The organism is Tamlana sp. 2_MG-2023, from assembly GCF_030548465.1.
GTDB lineage: Bacteria > Bacteroidota > Bacteroidia > Flavobacteriales > Flavobacteriaceae > Pseudotamlana.
The window spans coordinates 325,767-346,874 of record NZ_JAUOSF010000003.1; the positions used below are offsets into that span (position 1 = coordinate 325,767).

Annotated in this window: 19 protein-coding genes; 8 read left to right on the plus strand and 11 right to left on the minus strand. The window is 33.3% G+C overall.

Annotated features, from left to right (window positions below; genetic code table 11):
- Window positions 1-8 precede the first annotated feature (8 nt).
- From Q4566_RS06805 to Q4566_RS06830, 6 genes are all read left to right on the plus strand, one after another.
- Window positions 9-155, plus strand: a complete 147-nt coding sequence (locus Q4566_RS06805; RefSeq protein ID WP_303419888.1) for an integrase core domain-containing protein — start codon at window positions 9-11, stop codon at window positions 153-155.
- A gap of 233 nt (window positions 156-388) precedes the next feature.
- Window positions 389-886: a hypothetical protein gene (locus tag Q4566_RS06810; RefSeq protein ID WP_303419889.1), complete on the plus strand. Its 498-nt coding sequence runs from the start codon at window positions 389-391 to the stop codon at window positions 884-886.
- 11 nt (window positions 887-897) lie between these two features.
- Entirely contained in the window at window positions 898-3,420 is a 2,523-nt protein-coding gene (locus tag Q4566_RS06815) for a YARHG domain-containing protein (protein ID WP_303419890.1), read from the plus strand.
- Between the two features lie 239 nt (window positions 3,421-3,659).
- Complete coding sequence (locus Q4566_RS06820) at window positions 3,660-4,397, plus strand: DUF3667 domain-containing protein (protein ID WP_303419891.1); 738 nt, start codon at window positions 3,660-3,662, stop codon at window positions 4,395-4,397.
- Between the two features lie 195 nt (window positions 4,398-4,592).
- On the plus strand, window positions 4,593-5,087 hold the full coding sequence (locus tag Q4566_RS06825) for an aminotransferase (RefSeq protein ID WP_303419892.1): 495 nt from the start codon (window positions 4,593-4,595) through the stop codon (window positions 5,085-5,087).
- 22 nt (window positions 5,088-5,109) lie between these two features.
- Window positions 5,110-5,601 (plus strand): phosphate ABC transporter permease, encoded by a 492-nt coding sequence (locus tag Q4566_RS06830; RefSeq protein ID WP_303419893.1) that lies wholly within the window; start codon window positions 5,110-5,112, stop codon window positions 5,599-5,601.
- A gap of 136 nt (window positions 5,602-5,737) precedes the next feature.
- Here Q4566_RS06830 and Q4566_RS06835 read toward each other — a convergent pair whose 3' ends face one another.
- From Q4566_RS06835 to rplM, 11 genes are all read right to left on the minus strand, one after another.
- Window positions 5,738-6,343 (minus strand): hypothetical protein, encoded by a 606-nt coding sequence (locus Q4566_RS06835; RefSeq protein WP_303419894.1) that lies wholly within the window; start codon window positions 6,341-6,343, stop codon window positions 5,738-5,740.
- Window positions 6,343-7,803, minus strand: coding sequence for an RNA polymerase factor sigma-54 (rpoN, locus tag Q4566_RS06840; protein WP_303419895.1), 1,461 nt, complete (start codon window positions 7,801-7,803; stop codon window positions 6,343-6,345). The genes Q4566_RS06835 and rpoN overlap by 1 nt, the downstream gene beginning before the upstream one ends.
- A 162-nt stretch (window positions 7,804-7,965) precedes the next feature.
- Window positions 7,966-9,399 (minus strand): asparagine--tRNA ligase, encoded by a 1,434-nt coding sequence (gene asnS, locus Q4566_RS06845; RefSeq protein WP_303419896.1) that lies wholly within the window; start codon window positions 9,397-9,399, stop codon window positions 7,966-7,968.
- A 118-nt stretch (window positions 9,400-9,517) separates the two neighbouring features.
- Window positions 9,518-11,923, minus strand: coding sequence for an RND family transporter (locus Q4566_RS06850; RefSeq protein ID WP_303419897.1), 2,406 nt, complete (start codon window positions 11,921-11,923; stop codon window positions 9,518-9,520).
- A gap of 46 nt (window positions 11,924-11,969) precedes the next feature.
- Window positions 11,970-13,217: a hypothetical protein gene (locus Q4566_RS06855; protein WP_303419898.1), complete on the minus strand. Its 1,248-nt coding sequence runs from the start codon at window positions 13,215-13,217 to the stop codon at window positions 11,970-11,972.
- A gap of 83 nt (window positions 13,218-13,300) precedes the next feature.
- Entirely contained in the window at window positions 13,301-13,858 is a 558-nt protein-coding gene (gene frr / locus Q4566_RS06860; protein WP_303419899.1) for a ribosome recycling factor, read from the minus strand.
- A gap of 40 nt (window positions 13,859-13,898) precedes the next feature.
- Window positions 13,899-14,606, minus strand: coding sequence for a UMP kinase (gene pyrH, locus Q4566_RS06865; RefSeq protein ID WP_303419900.1), 708 nt, complete (start codon window positions 14,604-14,606; stop codon window positions 13,899-13,901).
- Window positions 14,607-14,806: 200 nt separating this feature from the next.
- Window positions 14,807-15,781, minus strand: a complete 975-nt coding sequence (gene tsf, locus Q4566_RS06870) for a translation elongation factor Ts (protein ID WP_303419901.1) — start codon at window positions 15,779-15,781, stop codon at window positions 14,807-14,809.
- Window positions 15,782-15,866: 85 nt separating this feature from the next.
- Window positions 15,867-16,643 carry a 30S ribosomal protein S2 gene (gene rpsB / locus Q4566_RS06875; protein ID WP_303419902.1) on the minus strand — a complete coding sequence of 259 codons (777 nt, stop codon included), beginning with the start codon at window positions 16,641-16,643 and terminating at the stop codon, window positions 15,867-15,869.
- Between the two features lie 189 nt (window positions 16,644-16,832).
- A complete protein-coding gene (gene rpsI, locus Q4566_RS06880) occupies window positions 16,833-17,219 on the minus strand; it encodes a 30S ribosomal protein S9 (RefSeq protein ID WP_067145102.1) in 387 nt (128 codons plus the stop codon).
- A complete protein-coding gene (rplM, locus tag Q4566_RS06885) occupies window positions 17,219-17,674 on the minus strand; it encodes a 50S ribosomal protein L13 (protein WP_150938658.1) in 456 nt (151 codons plus the stop codon). Before rplM ends, rpsI begins: the two co-directional genes overlap by 1 nt.
- 222 nt (window positions 17,675-17,896) lie before the next feature.
- Here rplM and Q4566_RS06890 point away from each other — a divergent pair, with 222 nt between their 5' ends.
- Both Q4566_RS06890 and Q4566_RS06895 read left to right on the plus strand, forming a co-directional pair.
- On the plus strand, window positions 17,897-19,528 hold the full coding sequence (locus tag Q4566_RS06890) for an ABC-F family ATP-binding cassette domain-containing protein (RefSeq protein ID WP_303419903.1): 1,632 nt from the start codon (window positions 17,897-17,899) through the stop codon (window positions 19,526-19,528).
- 296 nt (window positions 19,529-19,824) lie between these two features.
- Complete coding sequence (locus Q4566_RS06895; protein ID WP_303419904.1) at window positions 19,825-20,994, plus strand: lipase family protein; 1,170 nt, start codon at window positions 19,825-19,827, stop codon at window positions 20,992-20,994.
- Window positions 20,995-21,108: the final 114 nt, after the last annotated feature.

Here is a 21,108-nt window from a genome sequence, read left to right on the forward strand (position 1 = left end):
GCATTAGTATGACTGAAGAAAATCATTGTTATGAAAACGCTATGGTTGAACGTGTTAACTACATACTCAAAGACGAATTTTATTTAGATCAAACCTTTAGCGACATGGGTCATGCTAAAAAAGCCACAAAAAAAGAAGGTAATTTATACAACTAAGTCAGATTAAACTTATATTTAGACTCTAAAACACCTGAAATGGTATATAAATAAACAGCTTAATTTCTATTTTAACCTGTAGCCATATTTCAGGACGAGACACAAATCAAGAAACTGAATGACTAACTATACAATATTGTTTATTCAACAAAGAACATTATTCGCTCATTATGAGTTTCTAATAAGTAAACACCCTTTAAATTTGAATTAATAAACATTTATATCCAGCCAAAATGAAAATAAATATACTATTATGGTTATTACTAATAACAGTTTTGATGAATACCGTTAAAACTCAAGCTCAAAAAGCTTGGGTAGGCAATTTATTAACCAAAAACTTGGAAGATTTTGCTTCTGGCAATTATACAGAAGTTCAAGGAACTATTACAATTGAAGATTTTGAAGGAGTAGATTTAACCGTATTGGAAGGGCTTCAAAAATGTTCTGGGAATATCACTATTTGTAAGAATCAGAAATTAGAATCTTTAAAAGGTTTAGAAAATTTATTAGAAGTAGGAGGGAAAATTGTGATTAAAAAAAATCCAGAGTTGTATAGATTTTGCTCACTTAAAAAACAGTTATTGGAGGAAGGGATTAAAGGTGAGGAGATAAGTAAAGGCATTATAGAAAGAGTAGATATAGAACGAAATGGATATAACCCCTCTTTTACGAATTTACAAAACAAAGATTGTTACTCTCATAATATTTCAGATTTTTGTTTTTCTTGTTAAAAGTATAAAAAATGATAGATAGAATTATAAAAACATTGATGTTACTAGTGTTTATCGTAAATGTAAATGCGCAAAGTTCCAAAGTTTGGCAAGGTGTTGTATATCCTAAAGATCTAGATACTTTTTTACAAGGTGAATACACTACAATTGAAGGTAATCTTGAGATTTATAGAACAAGCCTGACAAATTTAGCACAACTTAAATCTTTAAAAGTGGTTAGGGGAAGTGTGTATATAGGTATTTATGACTATAAACGAGATCTAGAAGAAGGAAACGAGTCATTAACATCTTTAGAGGGCCTTGAGAATTTAACAGAGATTTCTGGTGAACTAGTAATTAGAGATAATGAATCATTAGATAATATTGACGCCTTAAAAAACTTAAAAAAAGTACATGAGCTCAATATCTCATATAACCCTATGCTCAAAAATATTGAAGGTCTTAGTAATCTTTCTGGTGAATTGTTAGGAGGGTTACAGATATATAAAAATAAAGGGTTGCAAGATATTTCTCAACTATCTGGCATCACATTAGTAGGACATCATCTTGTGGTAAATTCAAACTTATCAATTAGAAGTTTAGAAGGGTTACACAATATAAAAGCTGTTAAAGATGGTTATTTAGGAATAAGAGATAATACGAACCTTAAAGATTTAAAAGGATTAAGACAAATTAGTACTGTAGATGAAGAAGTCCAAATAAACAGTAACCCCTTAATAGAAAGTTTAGAAGGTCTTGAGAAACTAACAGCAATTGGGGAATTTCTATATATTAAGCAAAACAATAACCTTAAGAGCTTAGAAGGGTTAGAGTCCTTAAAAAGTGTAGGAAATGACTTTGATGTCAATAAGAATAATAAATTAACCAGTTTAAATGGATTAAAAAAACTAATTACAGTAAAAGGAGATTTACTCATAATAGAAAACCCATTACTAAATGATATTAATGGAGTAAATACATTAAAGGATTCCATAAAAACAATCGCTATTTATAAAAACGAATCTTTAAAAGAGATTACAGGTTTAAATAATATAAGCGTAGTTAAAGAAAATGTATCACTTTCTAAAAATCACTTGGAAAAAGTAACAGGCTTTAATGGTTTAAAGACCATTGGAGAAAGCTTAAGTCTCACACTTAACCACATAAAAGTCTTAAATGGATTTGGAAGTCTAACTACTGTAGAAGATTTTGGTATTGGGACAGATTTAAATGTTATTGATTTGACAAACTCATTTAAAAAACTTACGCACGTAGAAAAAGGATTTTATCTACGAAGTGAGGAAACGTTGGAGCATTTTAGCGGACCTAATTCAATCATTGAGGTCGGAAAAGTAATCATTACAGATAATGAAAAGTTAGTGTCATTGTCTGGGTTTAATGGCCTTAAGACCTTAACAGAAAAGTTAGAAATTAAAGATAATAAACTATTAAAGATAGTTGAAGGGTTTAATCGTTTAGAAACAATAAATGGTAGGTTCAATATTGAAGATAACCCAGTTCTTGACAGTATTAAGGGATTTGAAGATATAGACTTTATAGATTATTTATGGATAGATGAAAATCGTAAATTATCTAATCTTAGTGGCTTTAATAATTTAAAAAGTGCAAATAAAATATACTTAAGGCGAAACTATGCAATAGAAGATTTAACAGGGTTTAGTAGCTTAGAGAAAGTAAACGAAGAGCTAGACCTTCATAATCTATCAGAATTAAAATCATTAAATGGACTAGAGAATCTAATGTTTATAGGGAAGCAGTTAGATTTTACTAATAATAGTAAATTGATAGATTATAGTGCCTTACAAGTTTCTTTTATAGAGTCTATAACCAATAAACACTTGTGGATTTCTGATAATGGATATAACCCTAATAAAGAAAGACTTCTTATTCATAATAGATTAGATACTAGTTTGATTCCTGAAGAATACCTAAAACCTCTAAATAGGTGGTGTCTCTCACTTTTACGTAATGAGATTTTTGCCAGAAAAGGTTTTGTTTTTGGTAATCAGGAGTTAACAGATCTTTTTTTAGACATGGGATGGTATCAACCAGAAGAGGGTGTTGAGATTGTCTTAAATGATATTGAAGAAGAAAACGTGAGACTCATAAAAATGTATGAACAACAACGTATTGATATGGCAACTGGAGCAATACGAAGTTTAAAAAATAATCATCAGGATAATATAGATTTTCCTAGTGATTATGAGAAGTACTATCCCATACTAAGAAAATTCATTAAATCTATAGATGCTAAGAGTGTTTCAAAATCAAATAAACTTACTTTTTCAATAGCAACAGATATTGATGAAAATGTATTGGGTGAAGATACTGAAAGTATTAACAGTGATGTTGTAGATAATATTTCAATTCATTTTAATCATAAAGAAAAGGCATTACATATTATTATTGAAGATAATCGTCTTGAGGAAGATGAGTACGATAGTTGGCTAACACAAGAGATTATTGATTTTCAGTTTATGATAAAAGATGATTTTACTATAGCTTTTTCACACGCAACAGGAGAGTATAATTAACAAAGTCCGCTAAATAATAAACCGAAACGATAGTGCTTATCACATGATCCACGATTTCTTATACTATCCGTTTGCAATCATTGAGTAACGAGCTCATAAAGAAAAACGAAATTAAAGAACAATCGAAAAAAGTAAACGAAACTTCCTTCTTGATATTGTAGCTTTATTCATTATATATGCTATAATTAATGAAATATTATTGCTAATAATTTCAGATTAAAAACAGAATTTAGAAAAAAATGGTTCAAGAAAGTGATTTGGATAAATGCAGAAATTGCGAAGTGGAATTAACAGATGAGTTTTGCCCTAAATGTGGTAGTCCAAAAACGCTAAGAAGAATTGATGGAAGCTATATTTTGTCAGAAATAGTAAGCGTTTTAAATTTTGATAAGGGAATATTTTATACTATTAAAGAGTTAATTGTTAGACCTGGAAATAATGTTCAAACTTTCATTCATAATGATAGAAATAGACTTGTAAAACCAATAATATTTGTAATAGTTTGTTCTTTAATTTATACAGTAGCTCAACAATTTCTAAAATTCGAAGATGGTTATGTGAGTGCTGGTGGATTTGGGGATTCAGTTGTAAATAATATTTTTGGGTGGATACAGAAGAACTATGGATATGCTAATATTTTAATGGCTATTTTCATTGCTGGATGGATTAAACTTTTCTTTAGAAAATACAAATACAATTTTTTCGAAATTATTCTTCTCTTGTGTTTTGTTATGGGTGTAGGAATGTTAATCTATACGACATTTGGGATTTTGGAGAGCATTACTAAAATCAAAGTATTACAAATAGGAGCTATTTTAGCATTTATTTATACATCTTGGGCAATAGGGCAATTCTTTAACAAAAAGAAAAAAGTGAGCTATTTAAAAGGATTATTAGCTTATATACTTGGAATGATATCTTTCTATTTTATAGTAGTAATTATAGGATTGGGAATTGATTTAATATCAAAAACTTAATAAAACAACGAAATGATGACAATGGCAATGAGTAATTGCTTGTTCTTCACTACTTCTGAAAATCCTCACGGATTTTCAGCTTGGTGTATATTTGCATAGTTAAATGCTACCTTACGCAACTACTCATAGCCGAAACCTTTATTAAAAATTTCACTTAAAATAAAGAGGAAATTCTCGTAAATAAAATAATAAAGTATGAAAATAAACTCAATAGACTCTAAAGGTAGCTTTGTTATTAAAGACAAAACTAAAGATTTGCTAACAGTCATTTATGAAAAATGGTTTTCAAGTCAAGCGAAAACAGATTTGAATGAAACAGAACTAATAATAAAACCAAAAAATATATGGCAGAGTAAATTTGACGTACTAAAAGGTGGAATAGTCAAAGGAGATATTGTTTTTACTTGGAAAGGTGACATTGTTATTACTTTAGAGGACAAAATTGGAAAGGATAATGAATGGATTATCAAAACAAAAGGCTTTTGGGATTATCGTTTTGAAGTATTTAATAATAGTGAAAGCCTAATATTAATATTGAAACCTGAATTTAACTGGAAGAACTTTAAATATAATTATGAAATTAAAATATTAGAGGAAAACCTTACTGAAAATGAAATCTTAGAATTGATTTTATATGCTTCCTTTGGTGTCAACCTTTATAAGTCGAAACAAGACAATATGGAAATTTGATAACTTTTTTACCATGCATAACATGCTGAAAATATATTCACATCATATTTTATTTCTAATTATCGTTTTATTAGGCGGTTCTAACGCCGTAGTTTCTCAGAATAAGGCTATTTGGTCAGGTAATTATGTTTTAAAATCTTCAAAAGCTGAAGCTATCGACTCTATAAGAATAAGAAAAGCTAAGGATGCCAATAAAGATGATTTAGCGAGTCGATTTGAATCCGATTTAAGTCGGTGGAAAATAGCTTCAAAAAACGACAATTATGAAGATGAATTAATCGCGAGGCGATTTCTTTTTGATATAGAGAGTTACAGAAACGAATATGAGCAATTTGGTTGGACTACAATGCATTCAAAAGGAGAAATAGAATGTATAGATGCTGGACATTTTTTTATGTGTCAGACCACACCAAATAGTCAAGTTAAAATTGATGACGAAGCCTTTTTTACTAAAACAGGTGTTTTTGGAATTAGACTACATTATGGGCTATTTGAACTCGAAAAATATGAATAATCAAACAAGCATTATTAAGAACAAGTAGGGCCAATAATCTGTATAATTTTATGCTAGTCTTGCTTTCTATGTTTGGTTGTTATTGTTGAATTCGATGTATTTAAAATACGCACAAGCGCTATGTATATCCGATATTTCACAACCAATAAGGCACAAGTATTAATTGTGGAATAAAGCCTATAAAAGCACCAGTAATGAGCTCTACGCTGTTGTGAGCCTTTAGGTGTAATCTCGACGTAGCAACCGCTCCTGTTATAATAGCCATTAAGGCTAATGTTCCATTAATATTTATGCTATAATGAATGCTAAGGGCTATAAAAAACATGATTAATCCATTAACGCCAATCATATGTATGCTGGCCTTGAAACCGAATACGGCTAGACACATACAAGCCATATTAGAGATTAGAATACCTACAAAGAAGAAGTACAACTCAATAGATTGGTTTGGGGTTACAATTTTTTTAATAACTAACAACAGAATAACACAATTGAGCATTAGAGGAAGTATACGTTGTTTCGCAGTGCTAAGATGAATACTTTCTACTTTTCCTAAAATTTTCAAAAGAAAAAATAGTAATATGGGTAGTATAACCGTTAAAATAGAAATCGAGATTAATTTAGCAGTGATAATTTCAACTGGAATAAATCTCGGAGATTTTGCAAAATAAAAGGCAACACCGGCAATAGGCATTATTAAAGGATGAAAAATATACGAAATACTCTTTAACAGTTTATCCATTATATTTTTTTACGTAATCGAGCTACTGGTATATCTAATTGCTCTCTATACTTTGCAACGGTTCTTCGTGCTATAGGATAGCCTTTTTCTTTTAAAATGGAAGCCAAAGTTTCGTCGGTTAACGGTTTTTTCTTGTTTTCTTCTTCAATAACAGTTTCAAGAATTTTTTTAATTTCTCGTGTTGAAACGTCTTCCCCTTGATCATTTTTCATCGATTCTGAAAAGAATTCCTTTATAAGTTTTGTGCCGTAAGGCGTATCAACGTACTTACTATTAGCTACTCGCGATACTGTTGAAACATCCATAGAAATTTCATCGGCAATATCTTTAAGAATCATCGGTTTTAAATTGCGCTCATCACCGGTAAGAAAGTATTCTTCTTGATAATGCATGATGGCGCTCATGGTTACAAAAAGCGTTTGCTGACGTTGTTTTATAGCTTCTATAAACCATTTTGCGGCATCTAGTTTTTGCTTGATGAACATCACAGCATCTTTCTGTGATTTTGACTTCTCCTTAGAGTCTTTATACCCTTTAAGCATGTTATTATAAGCGCTAGATACATGAAGCTCTGGAGCGTTTCTTCCGTTAAGGGTTAATTCCAGCTCACCATCAACAATTTTAATAGCAAAATCTGGAACGACATGCTCTACAATACGGTTGTTTCCAGCGTATGAACCTCCTGGTTTCGGATTTAAATGTTCAATTTCTGAAATCGCGCCTTTAAGCTGTTCTTCAGTAATGTTAAATTTCTGAATTAATTTTTTGTAATGCTTTTTTGTAAACTGATCAAAAGCTTTATCAATGATAGCTGTGGCTAACTCGGTATCTGCTGTTTTATCCTTTCGGTGTAGTTGAATGCTTAAACATTCCTGTAAACTTCTTGCTCCAACGCCTGCAGGATCTAATTGATGTACAATTTTCAAAACTTTTGTAATGGCTTCCTCGGTAGTATATACATTTTGAGTGAAAGCCAAATCATCCATGATGTCACTAATTTCACGTCTGATGTAACCACTTTCATCGACGCTTCCTACTAGAAATTCGGCGATATCACGTTCTTCATCAGTTAACCTATAAGTGTTTAACTGACTAATTAAATGCTGTGTGAAAGACGTTCCAGCGGCATAAGGCATTGTTTTTTCTTCATCGTCGCTACTGTAATTGTTTGCCTGTGTTCTGTATTCCGGAATTTCATCATCGCTTAAATACTCATCAACATTGATATCATCGGTATTGATTGTTTCATTGTCGTCATAGTCGTCTGATGAATTATCGAAATCTGAATCTAAATCATTTAAGCTTTCTTCCTTACCACCTTCTAAGGCTGGGTTTTCTTCCAATTCTTGCTTTAAACGCTGCTCAAAAGCCTGTGTAGGCAACTGAATCAATTTCATTAATTGAATCTGCTGCGGGGACAGTTTTTGCGATAATTTAAATTGTAAATGTTGTTTAAGCATGATTTAGGTTTACATATATCAAAAATAATTAATTTACATTAATTAGTTGATGTGATATAAGGCTTTCTTGTATAATAGGTGTAAACTCCTGCCTAATAGGTTTAATTGCCTTAAGGTGTCTTAAAATTAAGTAAACTTCTATGCCGGTTTATGAGAATTGAATTAAAATTCTGCGTTTTGAGGCGTTCTAGGGAATGGAATGACATCTCTAATATTACTCATTCCAGTAGCGAACATCACTAAACGTTCAAAACCTAAACCAAATCCGGAGTGTACAGCGGTTCCAAATTTGCGTAAATCCAAATACCACCATAATTCTTCTTCTGGAATATCAATGGCAGCCATCTTTTCTTTTAAAATCTCTAAACGTTCTTCACGCTGCGCACCACCAACAATTTCACCAATACCAGGGAAAAGAATATCCATGGCACGAACCGTTTTACCGTCGTCGTTAAGGCGCATGTAAAAGGCTTTAATATTGGCAGGGTAATCAAATAAAATTACAGGACATTTAAAGTGTTTTTCAACAAGAAAACGTTCGTGTTCACTTTGTAAATCTGTTCCCCATTCATCAATAAGATAATTAAATTTCTTTTTCTTATTTGGTTTGCAGTTGCGTAATATATCAATGGCTTCGGTGTAGCTTACTCGTTTGAAATGATTATCTGTGACAAAATTTAATTTTTCAATTAAAGACATGTCGCTACGTTCTGCCTGAGGTTTTGTTTTCTCCTCGTCTTGTAAACGTTTGTCTAAAAACTCTAAATCTTCACGGTTGTGCTCAAGAATGTATTTAATAACCGATTTCATAAAGTCTTCAGCCAAATCCATATTTCCAGCCAAATCCATAAAGGCCACTTCTGGCTCAATCATCCAGAATTCAGCTAAATGGCGCGATGTATTCGAATTTTCAGCTCTAAAAGTCGGTCCGAATGTGTAAACTTTACCAAGAGACATGGCGTAAGTTTCAGCTTCTAACTGTCCTGAAACCGTTAGATTAGTTTCTTTTCCAAAGAAATCTTTAGAATAATCTACCGTACCATCTTCATTTAAAGGTGGATTTTTAGAATCTAAGTTCGATACCTTAAACATTTCACCGGCACCTTCAGCATCACTTCCTGTAATAATTGGTGAATGCATGTAGTAAAAACCACTTTCATTAAAATATTTATGAATGGCAAAAGAAAGCGATGAACGCAAACGCATTACCGCACTAAATGTATTTGTTCTTGTACGTAAATGGGCGTTTTCTCTTAAAAATTCAAAAGAGTGTTTTTTCGGTTGAATGGGGTAGGTTTCAGGATCTGAATCGCCTAAAATTTCTAATTTAGAGACTTGAATTTCAACTTTTTGACCTTTACCTTGACTTTCCACTAATTCACCTTTAACATGAATAGCTGCTCCCGTGGTTACACGTTTAAGCAAGGCTTCGTCAAAGTTTTCAAAATCCACAACACATTGAATATTATTCAATGTAGATCCATCGTTTAAAGCTATAAAACGGTTCGCTCTAAATGTTCTAACCCAACCTTTTATTTCAACTTCTGGTATAACAATATTTTGTGTTAATAGATCCGAAATAGTTTTTGGTTGCATAGGTGTAAGTTTTGAACTGTAAATATAATAGATTATATCGTTAAAATTGAAATAATAAACCTAAAAATTGATATTGAATTTCGGTTTAAATGCAATAAATGATGTTAAACTGTAATTTCTAGCTTTTTAAGTTTTTGTTTTTATCCTCGGTAGGAATGACATTAATAGCCGGTTTTTTAAACTCTTTCTTGTTAGCAATATTACGTTCTAAAGACAACAATAAGGAAGGTAACAATAGTAAGTTTGCTAACATCGCAAATAATAAAGTTGCTGAAACTAAAGCGCCTAAAGCTACAGTACCTCCAAAACTAGAAATAGTGAAGACGGAGAACCCGAAGAAAAGGACGATAGAGGTATAAAACATACTCACACCGGTTTCGCGTAAAGCATTATATACAGAAACTTTAATTTTCCATTTATTGGCCTGTAATTCTTGACGATATTTGGCTAAAAAGTGGATAGTATCATCCACAGAAATACCAAATGCGATACTAAATACTAGAATGGTTGAGGGTTTTAGTGGTACGCCTAAATAGCCCATTAGTCCAGCGGTAATAGCCAGAGGTAGTAAATTCGGAATTAATGAGATAATAATCATTTTACCAGATTTAAACATATAGGCCATAAATAAGGCTATTAAAACGATGGCTAATGAAAGCGATACGATTAAGTTTTTAACCAAATACTTTGTTCCTTTTTGAAAAACCAATGCTTTTCCTGTTAAAGTCACATCATACTTTTCTTTTGGAAAAACTTTATTTATTTTGGTGCGTAAATTTTCTTCAATACGTTCCATTTTGTCGGTACCAATATCTTTCATAAAAGTGGTAATACGACCATATTGCCCGGTGCTATCTACAAAATTTTTAAGCAAATCGATATCAGAATCAGATGTTGAATTTTTGGCATATGATAAAATGAAACTATTTTCTTGGGCTGTAGGTAATTGGTAGTATTTAGAATTTCCGTTATAATAAGCTTGCTTAGAATATTTCACCAAACCAACCACCGAAATGGGTTTTGATAATTCCGGTATCTCAATAATTAATTCTTCAAGTTCGTCCATACGTTTAAGCGTAGAACGTTTCATGACTCCTTTTTTACGTTTGGTATCTACCATGATTTCAACTGGCATGATACCGTTAAATTCTTCTTCAAAAAAACGAATGTCTTTTACAAACTCCGATTTTTGAGGCATGTCTTCAATGAGGCTTCCAGAAATTTTTATTTGGTAAACACCAATAATACTTGCGATAAGAAGTATTAATGAAGTAACATAAATGGTAATTCGTCGGTGTTTTACCATGTTTTCCATCCAGTTCACAAAACCACCAATCCACCTTCTGTTGAGATGTTCTAAGTGGCGGTCTTTAGGATAAGGTAAAAAGGTGTAAATGATTGGAATAATAAGCAAGCACAGCATAAAAATAGCCAGAATACTTAATGAGGCTACAATACCAAATTCCTTTAAGAGTTTGCTTTCCGTTAGAATAAACGTCGCAAAACCAGAAGCTGTAGTGACGTTGGTCATTAAAGTAGCATTACCGACTTTTGTAATAACACGCTGTAACGATTTTACTTTGTTACCATGTAATTTAACTTCATGTTGATATTTGTTAATTAGAAAAATACAGTTTGGTATGCCTATAACAATAATTAAGGGGGGTATGAGGGCTGTTAAAACGGTAATTTCATAATGAAGGAGGCCAATAATTCCAAAAGTCCACATCACCCCAATGCAAACCACAATTATAGAAATAAAAGTGGCTCTAAATGATCGGAAAAAGAAAAAGAAGATTAGGGACGTTACAACGAGAGCCGCTAAAAGAAACATGCCAATCTCGTCAATAATATTTTGAGCATTTAAGGTTCTTATATATGGCATTCCAGAAGCACGAACATCCAAATCATAAGTTTTCTCAAAGGCTTTTACTTTCGGTATAAAGTCATCAAGGACATAATTTTTTCTGGCCGCTGTATTTACAATTTCCTTTTTTAAATAAACAGCCGTTCTTATGGTTTTGGTTTCCTTGTTGAATAAGAAACCATCATAAAACGGGTATTTTTCAAACAGGTCATTTTGAAGCTTATCTAATTGTGCAACTGAAGTTATTGAGTCTTTAATGAAAGGTTCTAGTATAAACTTTTCATGTTCGGTATCTTTTACAAGCTTTTGAAGGTCTTTTATAGACAGAACAGATTCTACAGCTGGACTTGATTTAAACGAATTTGCAAGGTTGTTCCAAGCGTTTAATTTTTCAACAGTAAAAAGACTAGGATCTTTAACACCAAGGATGATAAGATTGCCCTCTTCACCAAAGGTTTCTAAGAATTTATTATAATTTAGGTTGACCTCGTGATCGTCTGGTAATAAATTGGCTTCGGTATTTGTGAAGCGCATGTTTTTCCAATTCAAACTTAAAAGAATGGTGGCTACGACAATACAAACCAGTATGGTTATTTTATTTCGTAAAATGAGTCTAGCGACCGCGTCCCAAAAATCTTCAGTAAATAGTTTAAGCATGCTTTAATTTAAAGTGAGGCAAAGTTAGGAAAAAGGAGCATAATACCTAAAGTGAGACGTTAAATGTGAATTTAAATGCGATGTTGTCACTAAAATTGGGGAGGTAATACGCGCCATAGCGGTAAGTGAAACTTAATCCAAAACCATAAAGCAGTTTGTTTAATTCAAATCCTGATTCTGTATAACCATAATTTAACGTATCAAAGGTGATGCCTTGATGACGCTCTTGATTATCCATATCACCCAATGCGTAGCGCGTAATTAAAACCAGTTGGGGTTTGAATCGATCGGTGACATGAAATGGTTTAATGAAATATTTTAATTGGAAGGTGAAAAATTTATCTGAAAAGAATTCATTAAAATACATGGTTTCAAAACTATTTAAACCAGCTACCGAAAAGCGCTGTAACACTTGCTCTTTTCTAATGTTATTCGGATAAGCATGGTATAGATGGGTTAGAGGCGTGTCTCCAATAGCCATTCCAGAAACTAAAATCATTTGGGCAAAATGACTTTTCTTATTACCAAGTTCAAAAATAGTTCTGAAGTCCAATTTTGTGAAATTAAAATCGCCGTTTATAACATCATGGAGACTTTTTGTGTACTGAAATGAAAATTTTGGAAAACCTGAACTTACTTCTTGTGTACCTAGTACGGTTTCTTTGAATTTACTAAAAGGACTCCATTGAAAGCCTAAAATGTTTGTGGTTAACCGAAAATCCTCATAGGTTTTACCATTTAAGACATAAGCGTAATCGTAAGTAGGGTCTATATCACTGACGGAAAAATCAAGTTTACTTAGTAGATGATCGCTTATTTGATGTTCTAGCGTTAACGCTGTTGTTTGATGTTTATGGAATAGGTCGATGTTAAGTAAACGTGGTTCGAAAAATTGAAATACACGATCGTCCGTTATGTATTTCGTATTTCCAGTCTCGAGTAGGTCGTCGGTATATGATAAATTTAACCAAGTATTGGTGTCAGGTGATAAACGTAAACCACCACCGATGCTGTATTTAAAACGATCATCTCTAAAACCGTAGACGATGTAACTGTTTAAACGAAATTTTTCAGAAAAATCTTTGTTTGTAACACCTCCAATACCTGTTCTAACACCTTCGTATTGATTATACTTGATGAGATACCTTAAATCGAAATTAAAGTATTTAGTAGGGAAGTATCCCGTGCCAATACTTTTTAAGAAAAGGTGTTTTTTTAGGGTGTCTTTAGCTGCAACAAATTGTTGCTCTACTGCTGATTGCGAATTTCCATAGCTAGCGCATAGTAGTAACATTAAAAAAATGGAGCGTTTTAGCATTAGTGCAACCTAAAAAAATAATGGTTTAAAAAAAGCGACAATAGTGTCGCTTTTTTAATTTATACTGTCATGATTTCTTTTTCCTTATTGTCAAAGACTTCATCAACCTTCTTAACGTATTTATCTGTTAATTGTTGCACGTCAATTTCAGCATTTTTCTTTAAATCTTCTGAAATATCATCGTTCTTTTTAATATCATTGTTGGCATCTTTACGAGCCGTTCTAATACTTACTTTAGCATCTTCAGCTTCAGCTTTTGCTTGTTTTGCTAAATCTTTACGACGTTCTTCAGTTAATGGCGGAACATTAATAATGATGACATCACCATTATTCATTGGGTTAAAACCAAGGTTAGAATAAGCGATGCCGCGTTCTATTTCTTGAAGCATGTTTTTCTCCCATGGTTGAACGGTAATTGTTCTACCGTCAGGTGTATTTACATTGGCTACTTGACTTAATGGTGTTTGAGAACCATAGTAATCTACCATAACGCTACCAAGCATGGCAGGGCTAGCTTTACCAGCTCTAATGTTTATAAATTGTTTTTCAAGGTGGATAATAGCATTATCCATAGCTTCCTTGGTCGTATCTAATATAAATTTAATGTCTTCGTTCATGATTTTAAATTCTTGTAATTAAAGCAAAAATAGGTCAATCTTATATGTTAACTACGGTTCCGATATTTTCTCCAGAAACTACTTTAAGTAGGTTTCCAATGGTGTTCATATCAAAAACAATAATTGGTAATTCGTTTTCTTGACTTAAAGTGAAAGCGGTTGTATCCATTACTTTCAAGCCTTTTCTCAATACATCATCAAAGGTGATGCTATTAAATTTAACGGCTGTTTTATCTTTTTCAGGATCGGCGTTGTAAATACCATCTACACGAGTACCTTTTAAAATGACATCAGCTTCAATTTCTATAGCGCGTAAAACAGCTGCAGAATCGGTAGTAAAATACGGATTTCCAGTACCGCCTCCAAATATTACAACACGTCCTTTTTCAAGATGTCGAATGGCTTTTCTACGAATAAAAGGTTCGGCTACCTCGTTAATTTTGATAGCAGATTGTAAACGCGTAGGAATATCGGCATCTTCTAAAGCGCCTTGTAACGCTAATCCATTTATAACGGTAGCCAGCATGCCCATATGGTCGCCTTGTACACGATCCATACCTTTACTTGCTCCAGAAACACCTCTAAAAATGTTACCGCCACCAATAACTATGGCCACTTGTACACCTTTATCAGTAATAGTTTTAACGTCTTGAGCATATTCTGCTAAACGTTCTGGGTCAATGCCATATTGGCGATTTCCCATTAAGGCTTCACCAGAGAGTTTTAGTAGTATTCTTTTGTATTTCATGGAATGGATTAATCTATTTAAATGTTCCCGTTTGCCCGAGAATTAAAGTTTAGCAAAACTACATAAAATTTTTATTTTTTTGAATTTATATGAATTCAGAATTTAGGAATAAAAAAACCACCATTCTAAATTTTAGAATGGTGGTTCAATATTTATTTGAGATTCCTTCCCGATAGTTATCGGGATTCACAGGAATAATACTATCCTACAGATGCACGTTTGAATCCAGAGATTTCAACATCACCGAAAGTAGCTACGTAATCAGCAACAGTTTGCTTTTCATCTTTGATGAACTTTTGATCTAATAAACATTGTTCTTGATCTAAAGTGGTGTTATCAGAAATGAAACGCTCCATTTTTCCTGGTAAAATTCTATCCCAGATTTGTTCTGGTTTACCTTCAGCTTTTAATTCAGCTTTTGCAGCTTCTTCAGCTTCAGCGATAACTTCAGGAGTTAATTGTTGCATAGAAATGTAAGAAGGTACATTTTTAAGTGTTTTACCTAAACGACCTAATTCGATATTATCTTTTTCAATAACAGCGATTCTAGCTTCAGTTTCAGAGGCTACGTAAGCAGGATCAAAATCTTTATAAGATAATGAAGTAGCTCCCATAGATGCTACTTGCATAGCAACGTCTTTAGTTAAAGTTTCAGCGTTATCAACTTTTGCAGTTAATCCTACTAAAGCAGCAATTTTGTTAATGTGTACGTAAGTTCCAACGAAAGCAGCTTCTAATTTTTCAAAAGAGTTGATTTCTAACTTCTCACCAACAACACCTGTTTGCTCAACTAATTTTTCAGCAACAGTCATGCCTCCAAAATCAGCAGCTAAAAACTCTTCTTTTGTAGAAGTTGTTAAAGCGATATCTGCTAATTGATTAGCTAAAGCTAAAAAGTTTTCGTTTTTACCAACGAAATCAGTTTCACAACCTAATACAATAGCAACACCAGCAGTTTGGTCTGCATTGATTTTAGAAACAGCAGCACCTTCAGAAGAATCTCTGTCAGCTCTTTTTTCTGCTACTTTTTGTCCTTTTTTACGTAAAACTTCGATTGCTTTATCAAAGTCACCTTCAGCTTCTACTAAAGCTTTCTTGCAGTCCATCATTCCTGCTCCAGTTGCTTGTCTTAATTTGTTAACTTCAGCCGCTGTTACTTTTACTGTAGTACTCATAGTTATTATAATTTAAAAAAGTCGTTCAATACATTTTCTGTAAAGAAAAGAACTAAACGACTTATTTGTGTTGTGTAAATGTTATTTATTCTTCTTCTTCAGCAGTTGCTTTTGCTTTAGGTGCTGCTTTAGCTTTAGGAGCGTCGTCCTTAGCTGAAGCTGAAGCATCTTTTTCTGCTTTACGTTCTGCTAAACCTTCTGCGATTGCAGATGTTACGTGAGTTAAAATTTTATCAATCGATTTAGAAGCGTCATCATTTGCAGGAATTACATAATCAACTTGACGTGGATCAGAGTTGGTATCAACCATTGCAAAAATTGGAATGTTTAATTTTTGAGCTTCTTTAATCGCGATATGCTCACGCTTAATATCTACAACAAATAAAGCACCTGGTAAACGTGTCATATCAGTAATAGAACCTAAGTTTTTCTCTAACTTAGCTCTTAAACGATCAACTTGTAAACGTTCTTTTTTAGATAAGGTCATGAAAGTACCATCTTTCTTCATTCTATCAATAGAAGCCATTTTCTTAACAGCTTTTCTAATAGTAACAAAGTTAGTTAACATACCACCTGGCCATCTTTCTGTGATGTAAGGCATGTTGATATTTCCAGCTTTTTCAGCAACGATATCTTTTGCTTGCTTTTTTGTTGCAACGAATAAAATTTTACGTCCAGAAGCTGCAATTTTAGCAAGTGCTGCTCCAGCTTCTTCAATTTTAGCCGCTGTTTTGTATAGGTTAATAATATGGATACCATTACGTTCCATATATACGTAAGGAGCCATGTTTGGATCCCACTTACGCGTCAGGTGACCGAAGTGTACACCTGCTTCAAGTAATTCTTTTACTTCTACTGCCATTTTTGTGATAGTTTACGTTCTGTTGAATTAGCAATGTTCCAGTTGACTTGCGCCTTTGGCTGCATTTAGATGCTAAACTAAATCCTGTTTTTCAATCAGGACAACAATAACTTGTTTTTAATTTTTTTAAAATTCAACCAGATTGAGATTGCTATGAGGCCATTCCCAATCGAGTTGAGGGTGATAATATTAACGTTTCGAGAATTGGAATTTCTTACGCGCTTTCTTCTGACCGAATTTCTTACGCTCTACCATTCTTGGATCTCTAGTTAATAAACCTTCTGGTTTTAAAGTTAATCTGTTCTCAGCATCAACCTCACACATAGCGCGAGAAATTGCTAAACGAACAGCCTCTGCTTGACCAGTGATGCCACCTCCATATACATTTACAGTAATATCAAAGTTGCTGTCATTGTTAGTCAAAACTAATGGTTGCTTTACTTTGTACTGTAAAGTAGCTGTAGTAAAGTAATTAGTTAAGTCTTTTTTATTAATCGTAATGTTACCGCTTCCCGCAGAAACATAAGCACGAGCAACAGCCGTCTTTCTACGGCCAATTTTGTGAATTACTTCCATTATTTGAATTCGTTTAAGTTAATTGTTTTTGGCTTTTGAGCTGCATGAGCATGCTTTTCACCAACAACAACTGTTAGATTACGGAATAAATCGGCACCTAATTTGTTTTTAGGTAACATTCCTTTTACTGATTTTTCTACTACTCTTGCAGGATCTTTTCCAAACAATTCAGTAGCAGTTAAACTTCTTTGTCCACCTGGGTATCCAGTGTGACGAATGTAACTTTTATCGTTCCATTTGTTACCAGATAACGTGATTTTTTCAGCATTGATAATGATTACATTATCTCCGCAATCAACGTGAGGTGTGAAGTTAGGCTTGTGTTTACCTCTTAAAAGTTTTGCAACTTTAGAAGCTAAACGTCCAAGCGCCTGACCTTCAGCGTCAACAACAACCCACTGTTTGTTTACAGTAGCTTTGTTGGCTGAAATCGTTTTGTAGCTTAATGTGTCCACACTAATTATTTTTTAAATATTAAACATTCCTCTCTTAAAAAGAGTTTGCAAATTTACGATTATATATTTGATTACCAAATAGTGAGCTCACTTATTTTTAGTCCTAGTTATTAACTGAAATTTTAAGTTCTTTTGCGTTTCATAAATTCGTCTAGAAATTCAATAAATATTTGTCTATCAATACGATGCTTTTATTAGTTTTGCGGCTTTAATTTTTAGAATATGATTTCAGTAGATAATTTAGCAGTAGAATTTAGTGGACATACTTTGTTTAGCGACGTCTCATTTACCATCAACGCTAACGATAAAATTGCATTAATGGGGAAGAATGGTGCCGGTAAATCCACTATGATGAAAATTATAGCTGGTGTGCAAAGTGGTACTAAAGGACATGTGCGATTTCCAAAGGACGCTGTTATTGCTTATTTGCCTCAACATTTATTAACTGAAGATAATGCGACTGTTTTCGATGAAGCGTCTAAAGCCTTTAGTCATGTTTATGAGATGCGCCATGAAATGGACGACCTGAATAAGCAATTAGAAACACGTACCGATTACGAGTCTGATGCTTACATGAAACTTATTGAGCGTGTTTCAGATTTAGGCGAAACCTTTTATGCTTTAGAAGATGTTAATTATGATGCTGAAGTTGAAAAGGCTTTAAAAGGTTTAGGTTTTAAGCAAGAAGATTTTACCAGATTAACGAGTGAGTTTAGTGGCGGATGGCGAATGCGTATCGAGCTGGCTAAAATTTTATTACAAAAGCCTGATTTAATTCTTTTAGATGAGCCTACCAATCATATAGATATAGAGTCCGTGATTTGGTTAGAAGATTTTTTACTGAATAAAGCCAATGCGGTAGTCGTGATTTCACACGATAAAGCCTTTATCGATAATATTACTAATAGGACGATTGAAGTTACTATGGGGCGTATTTATGATTACAAAGCGAACTACTCACATTATTTACAACTACGTGAAGACCGTAGAGCGCACCAAATAAAGGCTTACGAAGAACAGCAAAAATTCATTGCCGATAATATGGCGTTCATTGAGCGTTTTAAAGGCACTTACTCGAAAACCAATCAAGTGAATTCGCGCGAGCGTATGCTTGAAAAGTTAGAGATTATTGAAGTGGATGATGTTGATACGTCTGCATTAAAACTCCGTTTTCCTAAAACACAACGTTCGGGTGATTATCCGGTTATCGTAAAAGAGGTTTCTAAATCTTATGATGAACACGTCGTGTTTAAAAACGCTAGTATGTCTATAGCGCGTGGTGAAAAGGTATGTTTTGTTGGAAGAAATGGTGAAGGGAAATCAACCATGATTAAAGCCATTCTAGGTCAGATTGATGTTGATGGTGAATGTGCTTTAGGGCATAATGTGCAAGTTGGGTATTTTGCACAAAACCAAGCTGCTTTATTAGATGAAGAATTAACGATTTTTCAAACGGTTGATGAAGTCGCGCAAGGTGATGTAAGAAAGCAGATAAAAAATATTCTTGGACGCTTTATGTTTAAAGGTGATGCGATTGATAAAAAAGTAGGAGTGCTTTCAGGTGGAGAAAAAACCAGGTTGGCCATGGTAAAATTATTACTAGAGCCTGTAAACTTGCTTATTCTCGATGAGCCTACCAATCACCTAGATTTAAAATCGAAAGATGTTTTAAAGGAAGCTTTATTAGAATTTGATGGTACTTTGGTTTTAGTATCGCACGATAGAGATTTCCTTCAGGGACTATCTAATAAGGTGTTCGAATTTAAAGACCAACGCGTTATTGAACATTTCGAAACGATTGATGATTTCTTAGTTAGAAATAGAATTGAGAGTTTGAAGGCTATAGATTTGTAGTTGTACAGCGTTACGGATAATATTACGCGGAGATATACAGAGGTTTCGCAGAGCTTCACAAAGTTGTATTTTTTGACACGAATTTCACGAATTATCACGAATTTTTGCGTATCGAATTTGGGCAAATCAGTGAAATCTGTGTCTGAAATAAATATCCAAGAGCTTGGCGTATTAGTAGTTGATATTTCTCTGTGAGTCTCAGCGAAACTACTCAGCGTAACTCTGTGAAATCTCTGCGAATCTCCGTGTAACAATATAGCATTACAATAATAAATTCAATACCATGTTATAGCATTATGAGAATTTTCATCGCTTTTGTTTTTCTACTGAATAGCCTCAGTGTCTCATCGCAGATGACCTCAGGATTTAATGTAGAGGAAGCCGTCACAGCTATTGCTTTTTGTAATAGTTTTAATTTTAAGCAGCAGTTTCAGAGCAATGAAGCCATAATTCCTAAGGGTTTTCAGCTACGTCATACTTCAGATATCTTGAGTATGGACAATAAATTTGAAGTTTATCAGAATGATTCTATTGGTGTTATAAATTTTCGTGGTTCAACAGCAAAATTGATTAGTTGGGTAGAAAACTGTTATTCGGCCATGATTCCCGCAAGCGGAAGTATCATGCTGAATGAGCAATCTTATGACTATAAATTTGCGGAAGATGAGATGGCAGCCGTTCATGCAGGTTATGCTTTAACAGTAGTTATAATTTCTGAAGAATTAAAAGAACAGATTAACGCCCTTAACGATAATGGTATTCATCACATTATAATCACAGGACATAGCCAGGGTGGCGCTTTGGCAACCTTAACACGGGCTTTTCTCGAGAATCTCCCATCAGGTGTTTTGTCTGAAAACAATCGCTATAAAACCTACGCCTTTGCACAACCCATGTCTGGAAACAAGGAATTCGCCCAAGAGTACGATGTTAGGTATAGCGAATCAGGAACCAGTTACTCCATAGTAAACCCTAAAGATCCGGTGCCTTATATGCCTTTTAATTATGAAGAGGCCCAATTAGTGACTAAAGAAAAGGTGGTGTCTTGGCTCTTAGGAACTAGAGAATTTAGTCCTAAAAAGCTTGGGCAAGATGCCTTTATTCGCTTGTTTGAAGGCGGTTTAACAAAATACATTAATAATAGTAATGCTTTAATTAATAAGATTCTAGATTTTAAATTCGGAAGTATTGCTATGCCAGAGTTTGTAGCTGATATTAATTACTTTCCCACGGGTGAGCGCAAGGAATTGCCAAAATTCGAGTACCCTAAAATTGAAGTTGATGTCACGGGGTTCACCGAAGAAGAGCTAGAGGATTTAGTTCAAGACGAAAACAGAAGATGGTATAAAAAGGAAACGAAGTTTTTTCAACATAAACCTTATAATTACTACGTTGGGGTTTTAAAAAAATGGAAGTATTTGGCTTATTACGACTTAAAAAACAAGTATTTGCCGGGCGATTTGTGATCCTCTTATTTTTAAGTTTTATGCTTCTTAATGGTCTTTTTATAGATTAAAACACGAAATTATTAAGTAAGCAACTGTTAATCAATTTTTTATAATTATTGTAAGCTGTTGTTT